Annotated in this window: 10 protein-coding genes; 7 read left to right on the forward strand and 3 right to left on the reverse strand. The window is 45.3% G+C overall.

Going from position 1 to position 13,123, the window contains the following annotated elements:
* Nucleotides 1–69: 69 nt before the first annotated feature.
* Nucleotides 70–1,713 (reverse strand): malate synthase A, encoded by a 1,644-nt coding sequence (gene aceB, locus J4N42_RS11110; protein ID WP_252027985.1) that lies wholly within the window; start codon nucleotides 1,711–1,713, stop codon nucleotides 70–72.
* 616 nt (nucleotides 1,714–2,329) lie between these two features.
* Nucleotides 2,330–3,235 (reverse strand): hydrogen peroxide-inducible genes activator, encoded by a 906-nt coding sequence (locus J4N42_RS11115; RefSeq protein ID WP_252027986.1) that lies wholly within the window; start codon nucleotides 3,233–3,235, stop codon nucleotides 2,330–2,332.
* Between the two features lie 199 nt (nucleotides 3,236–3,434).
* Here J4N42_RS11115 and J4N42_RS11120 point away from each other — a divergent pair, with 199 nt between their 5' ends.
* The 7 genes from J4N42_RS11120 to glpD all read left to right on the forward strand — a co-directional run bounded on the left by J4N42_RS11120 (nucleotide 3,435) and on the right by glpD (nucleotide 11,767).
* The gene (locus J4N42_RS11120) at nucleotides 3,435–4,043 is read left to right on the forward strand and encodes a peroxiredoxin C (protein ID WP_252027987.1); all 609 of its coding nucleotides are present in this window, start codon (nucleotides 3,435–3,437) and stop codon (nucleotides 4,041–4,043) included.
* A gap of 284 nt (nucleotides 4,044–4,327) precedes the next feature.
* The gene (locus tag J4N42_RS11125) at nucleotides 4,328–4,969 is read left to right on the forward strand and encodes a MarC family protein (protein WP_252027988.1); all 642 of its coding nucleotides are present in this window, start codon (nucleotides 4,328–4,330) and stop codon (nucleotides 4,967–4,969) included.
* A 218-nt stretch (nucleotides 4,970–5,187) separates the two neighbouring features.
* The gene (dapD, locus tag J4N42_RS11130) at nucleotides 5,188–6,219 is read left to right on the forward strand and encodes a 2,3,4,5-tetrahydropyridine-2,6-dicarboxylate N-succinyltransferase (protein ID WP_252027989.1); all 1,032 of its coding nucleotides are present in this window, start codon (nucleotides 5,188–5,190) and stop codon (nucleotides 6,217–6,219) included.
* A 375-nt stretch (nucleotides 6,220–6,594) separates the two neighbouring features.
* Nucleotides 6,595–7,449 carry an MIP/aquaporin family protein gene (locus tag J4N42_RS11135; protein WP_252027990.1) on the forward strand — a complete coding sequence of 285 codons (855 nt, stop codon included), beginning with the start codon at nucleotides 6,595–6,597 and terminating at the stop codon, nucleotides 7,447–7,449.
* Between the two features lie 56 nt (nucleotides 7,450–7,505).
* Nucleotides 7,506–9,023 carry a glycerol kinase GlpK gene (gene glpK / locus J4N42_RS11140; RefSeq protein ID WP_252027991.1) on the forward strand — a complete coding sequence of 506 codons (1,518 nt, stop codon included), beginning with the start codon at nucleotides 7,506–7,508 and terminating at the stop codon, nucleotides 9,021–9,023.
* 225 nt (nucleotides 9,024–9,248) lie between these two features.
* On the forward strand, nucleotides 9,249–10,022 hold the full coding sequence (locus J4N42_RS11145; protein WP_252027992.1) for a DeoR/GlpR family transcriptional regulator: 774 nt from the start codon (nucleotides 9,249–9,251) through the stop codon (nucleotides 10,020–10,022).
* A 176-nt stretch (nucleotides 10,023–10,198) separates the two neighbouring features.
* On the forward strand, nucleotides 10,199–11,767 hold the full coding sequence (gene glpD / locus J4N42_RS11150) for a glycerol-3-phosphate dehydrogenase (protein WP_252027993.1): 1,569 nt from the start codon (nucleotides 10,199–10,201) through the stop codon (nucleotides 11,765–11,767).
* A gap of 113 nt (nucleotides 11,768–11,880) precedes the next feature.
* Here glpD and J4N42_RS11155 read toward each other — a convergent pair whose 3' ends face one another.
* Complete coding sequence (locus J4N42_RS11155) at nucleotides 11,881–13,065, reverse strand: NnrS family protein (protein ID WP_252027994.1); 1,185 nt, start codon at nucleotides 13,063–13,065, stop codon at nucleotides 11,881–11,883.
* Nucleotides 13,066–13,123: the final 58 nt, after the last annotated feature.

Consider the following 13,123-nt stretch of genomic DNA (forward strand, 5'->3'; position numbering starts at 1 on the left):
ATTTCACGTTATTGGTTATTAATGTTGTTCGTTGATTAATCAGGATTAATCGGTATTACTCAAAATCTGTTAGTCCAAGTAGTCATAACCTGGAATGGTTAAGAAATTAGTCAGCTCGTCACTGGTGGTGAGTTTCGCCATCAATTTAGCGGCTTCATCAAAACGCCCGCTGTTGAATCGCTCTTCACCGATTTCTTGCTTAACGACTTGGATCTCTTCTTCAAGGTATTGCTCAAACAAGTCTTTGGTGACAACTTGGCCGTTATCGAGTGACTTATTGTGTTGAATCCATTGCCAGATTGAAGCTCGCGATATTTCAGCAGTCGCTGCGTCTTCCATCATGCCGTAAATCGGTACACAGCCATTTCCAGAGATCCACGCTTCAATGTATTGCAGCGCAACCCGAATGTTATGGCGCATGCCTTGTTCAGTTCGCTTCCCTTCACAAGGGGCCAATAGTTGCTCTGCGGTGATCGGTGCATCTTCACTGCGCGATATGTCCAGTTGGTTGATACGCTCGCCAAAGGTGTTGTCGAACACTTCAAGTGCAGTATCTGCCAACCCAGGGTGAGCAACCCAAGTACCATCATGTCCGTTGTTCGCTTCCAATGATTTATCATTACGGATCTTATCGAGCACTTGCTGATTCACCTGAGGGTCTTTTGCTGGGATAAAGGCGGCCATACCTCCCATTGCAAATGCTCCTCTCTGATGACACGTTCTTACAAGTAAACGTGAATATGCATTAAGGAACGGCTTTTCCATGGTCACTGCCTGTCTGTCTGGCAGCACGCGGTCGGGGTGATTCTTCAACGTTTTGATATAGCTAAAAATGTAGTCCCAGCGGCCACAGTTCAGGCCGACAATATGTTCTTTTAGCGCGAACAAGATTTCATTCATTTCGAACACTGCTGGAAGCGTTTCTATCAGAACCGTCGCCTTGATCGTTCCCGTATCTAAACCGAAGTATTCCTCAGTGAAATGGAATACATCGCTCCACCACTTAGCCTCATGATGAGACTGTAGTTTAGGGACATAAAAGTAAGGACCGCTCCCTTTAGCCAGCAGCGCTTTGTGGTTGTTATAGAAATAAAGCGCGAAGTCAAAAAGAGCGCCAGGGATGATTTTGCCGTTGAAAAGTACATGCTTTTCTTTCAAGTGCAGACCACGCACACGACAAATCAATACCGCTGGGTCTTCAGTCAATTGATAGTGCTTGCCATTGCTAGGGTTGGTGTAACTGATGGTGCCATTTACCGCATCACGCAAGTTAATCTGACCATCCAATACTTTATCCCATGCCGGTGCCATCGAATCTTCGAAGTCCGCCATGAACACTTTTACGTTCGCGTTCAACGCATTAATCACCATTTTACGGTCAGTAGGACCAGTGATTTCTACGCGGCGGTCTTGCAGATCCTTTGGAATACCTAGGATTTTCCAGCTTCCTTCGCGGATATCTTGCGTATCCTCTAGGAAATCAGGCAGTTCACCCTGATCGATTTTTTCCTGTCGGGCTTCACGAGCCATCAACAAGTCATCGACTCTATCGGCAAACTTCTCACACAGCAGAGACAAAAGGGTTTGGGCTTCAACAGGGAAAATAGCTTGGTGTTCTGGCGAAAGGGTACCAGCAACCTCAAGCATGCCTTCTTGGGCTTCGGCTGTTATTGTTCTTTTCTCTTGTGTGTTTTCTGAAACTGGAGCAAGCATAACTATCTATCCTTAGACCTATCCTAAAACCTCTCAAAAACACATTTGTAACTATAAAACTACAATTTACATTTTCTGTTATCAGTGCGTTTTGAGCATTTCTTGTTGTTTGTTGTCTATACCTTCACTTAGTAGAGAAGGTTTTTCAAGACTGTCGGAACTAGACATAAGTCTTACAGAACCTTTATTTAACTTATACCAACATCCATTAGAGTAAAAGACCCAAAGTTAACAAAAGGTTAAATTCGAAGTTTTATTCCGTTTGAAACAAGTGCTTGATTTTAGCCCTAAAAATGTAAGTAGTTACGTAATAAAATTACAGTAAAATTGGACTAGTAAAACCGTTTCAAACGCATGTATGAAATAAAAAATAGAAGGGAAAGCTATATGCCACCGAGTTGGGCATAGTGATGAGTATGCATATTTAAACAACTGCTTTACTCAAATATGTAAAATTTACATTGTGAAATTTCACAATTTAATGAAACCTTCAATCAAGATTACTTGTGAAATTTTACAAGTTAAAGTTAACTGACAGAATATAATGCTAAAAAGCACACCAATTACAGTGTGCTTTTTAGGGTAAAAACCAAATAAAAGTGGCTACGACCAAACTCTATAGTAGCTCCGAGACAACATCAGCTAATTGATTGAAAGTGTTCACTCGTGAAGAACTCGGGCGCCAAACCAAGCCAATATCACGATAAGCTTGTTGGCCAGGGGGATCGATAACGACCAAGTTTTGGTTGTCCAGTAATCCATGATCAATCGCCATTTGAGGAATAAACGTAGTCCCCAGCCCATTCGCAACCATCTGCACGAGCGTGTGCAAGCTAGTTGCAGTAAATGGATTGATCTTTTCTCTTTCCGTTAATTTACAGGCAGATACCGCATGTTCTGTAAGACAGTGCTCTTTTTCTAATAGGAATACTGACTCATCGGGTAAGTCATCGTATTTAATTGGAACACGAATCCCATCCGCTTGATTACGGCTAATCACCATCCGAAACGGGTCTTGTCCAACCACCTTACTTTGCATTCCATCGATTTCGACGGGAAGCGCCAAAATCAGTACATCTAATTCGCCATGGCGCAACGCTTCTAATAGGTTGGTGGTCGTGTCTTCTCTTAGTAGCAAGTTAAGCTGGGGAAATCGCGCATTGGCCTCTTGAACAAGGTCACACAACAAAAATGGCGCTATCGTTGGAATACAGCCCACTTTAAGCTGGCCTTGCATTTTGTCGCCTTGGCATAGATTACCCAACTCGACCAGATCTTGCCCTTTCGCCAATAACTCTCGGCCTTGCTGCACCACCAGTTCTCCCGCTTGGGTAAATACTAATGGGCTTTTTTTATCTTTCTTTTCATATAAAGGACAACCAATCAGCTCTTCAAGGTTTTGGATACCTTTACTCAAAGTAGATTGGCTAACAAAACACTTATCGGCGGCGTCGCCAAAGTGGCGGGTTTCGTGAAGCGTGACTAAGTAATGTAACTGCTTCAAACTTGGCCATTTATTCATAATTCTATTGATAATTCACTGGGAAAAATTGATCTCTATAATAGATTTAGTCTTATCGCTTTTTTCGATTAACTTAATCTATTTATTTCGCTTTTTTCTATACTACAACCTGTACTATAGTTTGTCGCGAATAAACACGGACTAAACCAAGACACAATCGTCTGGTTTGGAACTAACCATACTTTTTAGGAGCAAAAAAATGGTACTAGTAGGTCGTCAAGCCCCTGACTTTACTGCTGCAGCAGTTCTAGGTAACGGTGAAATCGTTGATAACTTCAACTTCGCAGAATTCACTAAAGGTAAGAAAGCGGTTGTTTTCTTCTACCCACTAGACTTCACTTTCGTTTGCCCATCTGAACTAATCGCATTCGACAACCGTCTAGCTGATTTCCAAGCTAAAGGCGTTGAAGTAATCGGTGTTTCTATCGATTCTCAATTCTCTCATAACGCATGGCGTAACACTGCTATCGAAGATGGCGGTATCGGTCAAGTTAAGTACCCACTAGTTGCTGACGTTAAGCACGAAATCTGTAAAGCATACGACGTTGAGCACCCAGAAGCAGGCGTTGCTTTCCGTGGTTCTTTCCTAATCGACGCTGAAGGTGTTGTTCGTCACCAAGTAGTTAACGACCTTCCACTAGGCCGTAACATCGACGAAATGCTACGCATGGTAGACGCGCTAAACTTCCACGAGAAGAACGGTGAAGTTTGTCCTGCACAATGGGAAGAAGGTAAAGCTGGTATGGACGCATCTCCAAAAGGTGTTGCAGCGTTCCTATCTGAGCACGCAGAAGACCTAAGCAAGTAATCTCTACTTAAACTTACCTCAGCTCAATAGGTAAGTGATGGTTGGAACTCTCTATAAAGAGAACATAAAGCATAAGCTATAGCGCAAAGCGCACGCCAATCAGTTTTAAGTAAAGTCTTATATCAAAGCCCGAAGCACTGCTTCGGGCTTTTTGTATTCTCCGTTGCAAGTAACCGCTACTTAAGGTGTTTGTCGTCGTTTATTCGTACGGATATAAACTGGCTATTTTCTGCTCACTCTTACAGTAGTATCTAAGTTATCTCTATCTTTATTAAAGGAATAATATGAAAGAGCTAATCATTCATACCATTACCGTTTTTATGGGCTTCTTTGCGATAATGAATCCTATCGCTAACACGCCTATTTTTCTTGGTCTCACCAATGGCAATGACCGAGATACGGTAAAATCCGTCGCGTTTCGTTCGGTACTTATTGCCTTCTTCATTGTTGCCACCTTTGCTATATCGGGAAAAGTCATCTTCGACCTATTCGGGATTACGCTTTATGCACTGCGCATTACCGGAGGCATCTTGGTCTTTCTCATTGGCTTTCATATGCTGCAAGGGGACTCAACCCATGGAAAAACTAAAGAGAAAGCGAATTCGGATGCGCAAAAAGATGCGGCGCTAAGTGTTGCTGTATCTCCCTTGGCCATGCCGATACTGGCTGGGCCTGGCACGATTGCTACAGCGATGAACTTCGCCACTACCGGCGGTTTCTATGAGACTATCATCACCATCGTTGCTTTTGGTTTATTGTGTGCGTTGACCTATTTCCTATTCGTGTTTGGTGAACGCTTTGTCAAAGCGGTTGGCCCAAGTGCTCTGAACGTGATTACTCGAATGATGGGATTGATCCTCGCTGTCATCGGCATGCAGATGCTCATAGAGGGGATTGAACAAGCCTACAAGGCTCTGTTTATCTAGTGCTGCAAGTGAACTAACTGGCTCAACACTTTCACACAGCAACATTTCTTAACAGACAAACATATCTCTAAAGAGACAAACCGTATCGGTTTACAGACTTTCTTATCGTGCCCCCTTTCATAAACAGGGGGCTCTCTTTATGATGTCCTCATCGCAAAGATTTATCATGTGACGGCAATGAGCTGTCCATTAAAGCAATTTAAACATGGAGATTTAACATGGCTTATTTTTCAGCAGCCTTCGGTACGGCAACCAAAAACCGTGATGGGAAAATCATTGAAGCATTCTTCCCTAACCCAGTTCTAAACCCTAGCGATGCACTTATCGCATCACTGAAAGAAGTGAGTGGTTACGAACAAGGCAACCAAGCTATCGAGATCTCTGCAGCTCAAAGTGCTGACCTAGCGGCAGCATTTGAAGCTAATGGCGATGCTGCAAACGCATCATTCGCTCAAAAAGCAGCGTCTTCAGAGCAGCCACTTGTACTGGTTATTCTAGCGACGGACGAGAAGCCAGCTTCTGTAGCAGAAGGTTTCCTTAAACTACAGCTTATCTCTAATCGTCTAGTGAAGCCTCACGGTACGGTACTTGATGGTATCTTTGGCCTACTACACAACATTGCATGGACTAACGAAGGCCCAATCGATCTTCCTGAGTTGGCTGATCGTCAAATTGAAGCTCGCCTAGCTGGCCGTGCACTGAGCGTAGACTGCGTAGACAAGTTCCCGAAAATGGTGGATTACGTGGTACCAGCGGGTATTCGTATTGCTGATACTTCTCGTGTACGTCTTGGTGCTCACGTGGGCGAAGGTACAACGGTTATGCACGAAGGTTTCATCAACTTCAACGCAGGTACAACCGGCGTAAGCATGGTTGAAGGCCGTATTTCTGCAGGTGTCGTTGTCGGTGACGGTTCAGACATTGGTGGTGGTGCTTCTATCATGGGTACACTTTCTGGCGGTGGTACTGTTGTAGTATCTATTGGCGAGAACTCACTACTCGGTGCAAACGCAGGCCTTGGCTTCCCTCTAGGCGATCGTTGTACTGTTGAATCTGGTCTTTATGTGACTGCAGGTGCGAAGGTTCGCATGCTTGATTCTTCAGGTAACGAAGTAGAAGTAGTTAAAGCGCGCGACCTAGCAGGCGTATCCGATCTTCTGTTCCGTCGTAACTCTGTAACTGGTCAGATTGAGTGTCTAGCTAACAAAAGTGCAGTAGAGCTGAACAGCGAACTTCACAGCAACAACTAAACAGGTTGTTAACCAAATGAACATTTAGGGTTGGCGTATCTCGCCAGCCCTTTTTTATGCCTGCGATACCGTATGTCCACTTCTTCATCAATAGATAACCCCCTTCACACTTCGCGCCTCAAACTTGTCATACCAGTTGAACAATATCCGGTTCAAGGTTAGTTTAGCCCCCTCTTCTATTTCCCCTTCGAACATAGACGCTCAAATAAAGTTCACTTTTGTTCTAAAAGATGCGTTATTTAACAATCAAAGCGCGTTTAATTAACATTTTTATGCTCAAACGCTCATTTTTAATGTTCGTTTGTTTTCGATATCGTTTAGATATGCACAATATCACCGTGCTAGATAAGCACAAACGACAAAGGACTATTTAAAATGAACACGAACAAACAACCTACACTTCTAGGTGAATGCTTAGCCGAGTTTATCGGCACCGGGCTTCTCATCTTTTTCGGCGTTGGCTGCGTGGCAGCTTTAGTGTTAACTGGAGCAACATTTGGGCAATGGGAAATCAGCATTATGTGGGGCTTTGGCGTTGCCATTGCTATTTACTGTACGGCGGGTGTATCGGGAGCACACATCAACCCAGCAGTCACCATTGCATTAGCCGCATTCCACGGTTTCGATAAAGCGAAAGTAATTCCCTACATTATCGCGCAGCTACTTGGTGCGTTTTGTTCGGCGGCGCTCGTATATGCCCTTTACAGCAACCTTTTCACCGATTACGAGATCGCACATAACTTCGCCCGTAGTAGCCAAGATGCGCTAGCAACAGCGGGTATCTTCTCTACCTACCCACACGCATCGCTCTCTTTCTTCGGCGCTTTTGCAGTCGAATTCGTGATTACTGCTGTACTGATGTTTGTTATTTTAGCCTTGGGCGATGAAAATAATGGCGCGTCACGCGGCGCAATGAACCCATTGCTTATTGGTATTCTTATTGCTGTCATCGGTGGTTCTCTTGGCCCACTGACTGGCTTTGCGATGAACCCAGCACGTGACTTCGGCCCTAAATTATTCGCTTACTTTGCCGGCTGGGAGTACGCACTTACAGGTGCTAGGGACATCCCTTACTTTATCGTACCTATTCTTGCACCTATTGCTGGCGCATGTTTTGGTGGCTGGTTATACCCTAAAGCCATCGCGGCCTACTTACCGCAACAAGGCCAAGGTTGCACGATTCCAAATCAATGCGACCAAGAAGACGACGCTCAAGAAGCTCGCGCTTAACCTTTCAACCCTGTATTAACTAAAATAGTAATAACGAAACAAAAAGGATTCTTACCATGACCGAGCAAAAATACATTGTCGCCCTAGACCAAGGCACAACAAGCTCTCGCGCCGTAATCCTAGACCACGATGCGAACATCGTTAGCGTAGCGCAACGTGAATTCACACAAATTTATCCTAAAGCAGGCTGGGTTGAACACGATCCACTAGAAATCTGGGCAACTCAAAGCTCGACTCTAGTTGAAGCACTTGGTAAATCCGGTATCCGCAGCGACCAGCTAGCCGCCATTGGTATCACTAACCAACGTGAAACCACTGTTGTATGGAACAAAGAAACAGGCAAGCCGGTTTACAATGCAATCGTATGGCAATGTCGCCGTACTGCAGATATCTGTGAAGACCTAAAACAACGTGGCCTTGAAGACTACGTTCGAGACAACACAGGCCTAGTGCTTGACCCTTACTTCTCTGGCACAAAAGTGAAGTGGATTCTGGATAACGTTGAAGGTGCGCGTGAAGACGCTGAAGCCGGCAAACTATTGTTTGGTACAGTAGATACTTGGCTAGTTTGGAAGATGACTCAAGGCCGTGTACACGTAACAGATTACACCAACGCATCACGTACTATGCTGTTCAACATTAACGACCTTTGCTGGGACCAAAAAATGCTCGACGAGCTAGGTATCCCTGCGTCAATGATGCCAGAAGTAAAACGTTCTTCAGAAGTCTATGGTCAAACGAACATTGGTGGTAAAGGCGGTACTCGTATTCCTATCGCAGGTATTGCAGGTGACCAACAAGCCGCACTTTACGGTCAAATGTGTGTCGAAGCGGGTCAAGCGAAAAACACCTACGGAACGGGCTGTTTCCTACTGATGAACACAGGCCAGGAAAAAGTAACATCGAAGAATGGTCTACTAACAACCCTAGCCTGTGGCCCTAAAGGCGAGCCCGCTTACGCTCTTGAAGGCGCTGTGTTCATGGGCGGCGCATCAATTCAATGGCTGCGCGATGAAATGAAACTTCTTGCCGATGCAAAAGATTCAGAATACTTCGCAACCAAAGTCGACTCTTCGAATGGCGTTTATGTGGTACCAGCCTTCACAGGTTTGGGCGCACCATACTGGGATGCTTACGCTCGCGGCACGATTGTTGGTTTAACTCGTGGTGTGAACTCTAACCACATCATCCGCGCAACTCTGGAAGGGATTGCTTACCAAACTCGTGACGTACTAGACGCAATGCAAGCCGACTCAGGTATCAAGCTTGCGAACCTACGTGTCGACGGTGGCGCGGTAGCAAACAACTTCCTAATGCAGTTCCAATCAGACGTACTTGATACCGAAGTTCACCGCCCTGAAGTGACAGAAGTCACTGCACTAGGTGCGGCATACCTTGCTGGTTTAGCTGTTGGTTACTGGAACAATATCGATGAGCTGCAAGGCAAAGCGGTACTTGATCGCACTTTCGCTCCTCACCACGACGAAGAAAAACGAAACCGTCGTTACAAAGGTTGGAAGCGTGCGGTGAAATGTGCACAAACTTGGGCAGAGATGCACAACGACGAAGATTAATCTTCCTTAATATATGAACTAAAGGGCGCATAATTGCGCCCTTTTTGCGTCTCAGACCTTATTCCTTATGAGTTACTCTTCTCAGCATGCGCTAATTCGAGCACAATAGCGGCAGTAAAATTATCGAGCGCGCTTTTTAGAAACAGATTTTGAATCCATTTATTCGACAATTCATGGTTTCGAAACCACCTTCGCTGAAGTTTCGCCTCGATCAGGGAGTAATGAGTGAAACAAATACCAAGACACCAGCAAATCATTGAGCTGGTTCAAAAGCAGGGCTATGTCAGCACGGAAGAGCTGGTTGAAAAATTCAATGTCAGCCCACAAACCATCCGACGTGACCTTAATGAACTTGCCGATGACAACAAAATTCGCCGTTATCACGGTGGTGCCACGATTCCATTGAGTTCGGAAAACACCAGTTACTCGACTCGTAAGTCTATGAACTTCAATGAAAAAGATGTCGTTGCCGAGGAGCTTGTTAAACACATCCCAGACGGTGCTACGCTATTTATCGATATCGGCACAACACCAGAAGCGGTCGCTCGCGCGCTCAATAAAAACCACAAGCAGCTTCGAGTCGTCACCAACAACATTAACGTTGCTACCATCTTGTTACCTAACCCGGAGTTCAAGGTTATCTTGGCAGGTGGTGAAGTGCGCAACCGCGACGGCGGCATTGTTGGTGAAGCCACACTCGACTTCGTTAAACAATTCCGGCTAGATTTCGGTATTTTAGGTATCAGCGGTATCGACTTTGATGGTTCATTACTTGATTTCGATTACCACGAAGTTCGAGTGAAACAAGCGATTATCGACAACAGCCGAAGTGTCTACCTCGCCGTGGACCACACTAAGTTCGGTCGTAATGCGATGGTCAAACTGGGCAACATTTCTCAAATTCACATGCTGTTTACCGATAAACAACCACCAAGCGAAATTCAGGAAATTCTTCAAGAGCACTCCATTCCTCTTGAAGTCGTCCATAGCAACGCTTAAGAATAACGGTCAAACACCCTTCATTCGAAACCTCTAGTTACAAACTAGAGGTTTTTTTTATGTTCAAATCACACAAAACGCTCATAAACGAAAATAAAGGATGATCCAAAACGAAAGGTGAGTTACGATTGTTTTATGTTCTAAAATGCTCGTTCGCTCACCAAGAGGTCAAATTTATGAGTATCCAACACAGTGCTACTGCATCGAATACGTCTGAAACATTGGACTTGATCGTCATCGGTGGTGGCATTAATGGCGCAGGTATCGCAGCAGACGCTGCAGGTCGTGGACTTTCTGTCGGTTTATATGAAGCCAGTGATTTCGCTTCTGCCACTTCATCTGCCAGCTCTAAACTTATTCACGGTGGCTTACGCTACCTAGAGCACTACGAGTTTCGTTTGGTTTCAGAAGCACTGGCCGAGCGCGAAGTATTGCTAAGAAAAGCACCGCATGTGGCAAGACCAATGCGTTTCCGTTTACCTCATCGCCCATTTTTGCGCCCAGCGTGGATGATTCGTTGTGGCCTATTCCTTTACGATAACCTAGGTAAGCGTACTACCCTACCAGCCAGTACTTCGGTTGATCTGGCGAAATCTGGCCTACTCAAGCCAGAAATGAAAAAAGGATTCGAATACTCTGATTGCTGGGTAGATGATGCACGTTTGGTACTGCTCAATGTGCTGGCTGCGAAAGAGAACAACGCAGAAATCCGCAATTACTGCCGCGTAGAAAAAGCGCAGCGCGAAAATGGCATTTGGCACGTCACGATCCACGATGTCACAACAGATCAGAGATTCGAGCGTAAAGCGAAAGCGTTGGTCAATGCAGCTGGCCCATGGGTTAAACAGTTCTTTGACGACGGATTAGAACAAGATTCACCACGTAATATCCGCTTAATCAAAGGCTCTCACATCGTCGTGCCACGTATTCACGATGAACCACAAGCGTACATTTTGCAGAACAAAGATAACCGAATCGTATTCATGATCCCTTATCTAGATAAGTTCTCTATCATCGGTACAACGGATGTTGAGTACAAAGGCGATCCTCGCGAAGTTGCGATTTCTGATGACGAAGTCGACTACCTAGTTGATATCGTAAACCAACACTTTGTTAAACAATTGAGCCGTGAAGACGTGGTTTGGACATACAGTGGCGTTCGCCCATTATGTGACGATGAGTCTGATTCTCCACAAGCTATCACACGTGACTACACGCTAGAGCTGGATGCAGAACTCGACCAAGCTCCACTGCTATCTGTGTTTGGTGGCAAACTTACCACTTATCGCAAACTAGGCGAAGCTGCGCTGAAAAAACTGCAGCCTTACCTATCGAACATGGGTAGCCCATGGACAGCGAATCAAGCGCTACCAGGTGGTAACTTTAGCTGCAGCCGCGAACAACTAGCTGAAACCATTCAAGCTAAATACAGCTGGTTACCGACTGAGTTGCTGCTTCGCTACGTGACTCAATTTGGTAGCTACACGTGGAAACTGCTTGAAGGTAAAACGAGCATCGCGGATATGGGTACTGAGTTTTCTCAAAGTGCACACGGCGTGTATCAACTTGAGATCGACTATATGATCAATCACGAGTTTGCAGTCGATGCTGAAGACATTCTGTGGCGCCGTAGTAAGCTTGGCCTCTACTTAACCAAAGAAGAACAGCAAGCGGTAGCCGACTACATGAAACAGTCACTGGCCGAAAAGGTCGTGAGCTTGGCTGATGTAGACAAAGTGGGTTGATTAAGCGGTTAGTTGAATTAGAAAGCTAACCAATACAAAACGAAAAAGGCTTGGTCACTTCTGCAATGAAGTAGGTCCCAAGCCTTTTTTAGTCTATTTATGCCCTACTAGCTTTAGCCTGGATGGCCATCCACTCTTGGGGTAAGCAGCATTTTTCCAAACAGCTTCAGATACATAGCAAATGCCAATATCCATAAAGCGCCACTGATATCGACCATCAACATCATATGTTGTGGGAAGAAAGTCACACCTAGGCTACGAACTAGCGCCGCCAAAATCAGTGCAGCAAATCCTACGCTCATGTTAGGGCCTTCATATATTGCTCGACCAGTATGCCCCATAGTGACACGCGCAATCATGGCTAAAATGAGCCCTCCCAACGCGCCAATGGCAAATAGGTGAATCAAGTTGTGATTCGCAAATGGGTTCTGCAATAAACCTCGTAGCAACAAGCTAATAGGCAAACACGCATACGCCGCATGTAAAGACCACACCAAAGGCTCACTTAGCGTACGCCACGGTTGCCAGCGGTAAAAGCGGACCAACTGAGCAACACCCGCAAACACCATTAACGGTTGGCCAATTTGGGCAAAAGTCATAGGAAAGAAGCTAATGATGAACAAGCCAACTAAGGGCAGATTTGCCGCCCATTCCAACCAGATTAAAGGCTGAGCTTTTTCAAAGTTAAAACGCCTTGCGGTGAAGAATGGAATCACTCGCCCGCCCATCACAGACAACAGCAAGGTGAACCACCACAACATCGCTTGCCACACCGCGGACGCCGGGAAAGGAGGCATTCCCTTTATCGTTGCATAGCTGGCGAAGTTCGCCACGATCGCTAATACAAACAAAGGCACAAAAAATAGATTTCGCCAGCCTTTCGATTTCACAACTCTAGTAGCAACTTCATAAGCAGCGAACGCGAGAAACAGCGCTTCAATACTTGAGATGAGCCAAAGTGGCGTTGGTGTCCATAACAGAATTCGCGGTGCGAACCATAACGCCACCAGCACAGCTAACCGATGATGTTTGGTACCATTAATACCCGTCCAATTTTGTACCGCGGTTAAAACAAAACCGACCACAATCGCCATCGCAAAGCCAAACAACATTTCATGCACGTGCCACCATAATGCAGGCACTTGTAATTGGGTTGGTTGTCCAGCTTGGAACATCCAAACCCACAAGGCAATCGCCAGCACTGCATAGCAGCCACCTAGGAAAAAGAACGGACGAAAACCAAGACGTAGATAAGCTGGTATCGCTTCTTCCACTTTTTTATCTGTAATATTGAGCAAGTTAACTCCTAAACGGCTTCCCGACAAAGCACAAGTATCTATTAGTTGACCACTAATG

The organism is Vibrio sp. SCSIO 43135 (genome assembly GCF_023716665.1).
Classification (GTDB): domain Bacteria; phylum Pseudomonadota; class Gammaproteobacteria; order Enterobacterales; family Vibrionaceae; genus Vibrio; species Vibrio paucivorans.

Bases quoted from the DNA above. Each gene is read 5' to 3' on its own strand.
- J4N42_RS11120 (WP_252027987.1), top strand. From the start codon at position 3,435: ATGGTACTAGTAGGTCGTCAAGCCCCTGACTTTACTGCTGCAGCAGTT.
- dapD (WP_252027989.1), top strand. From the start codon at position 5,188: ATGGCTTATTTTTCAGCAGCCTTCGGTACGGCAACCAAAAACCGTGAT.
- glpK (WP_252027991.1), top strand. From the start codon at position 7,506: ATGACCGAGCAAAAATACATTGTCGCCCTAGACCAAGGCACAACAAGC.
- J4N42_RS11115 (WP_252027986.1), bottom strand. From the start codon at position 3,235: ATGAATAAATGGCCAAGTTTGAAGCAGTTACATTACTTAGTCACGCTT.
- glpD (WP_252027993.1), top strand. From the start codon at position 10,199: ATGAGTATCCAACACAGTGCTACTGCATCGAATACGTCTGAAACATTG.
- J4N42_RS11125 (WP_252027988.1), top strand. From the start codon at position 4,328: ATGAAAGAGCTAATCATTCATACCATTACCGTTTTTATGGGCTTCTTT.
- J4N42_RS11135 (WP_252027990.1), top strand. From the start codon at position 6,595: ATGAACACGAACAAACAACCTACACTTCTAGGTGAATGCTTAGCCGAG.
- aceB (WP_252027985.1), bottom strand. From the start codon at position 1,713: ATGCTTGCTCCAGTTTCAGAAAACACACAAGAGAAAAGAACAATAACA.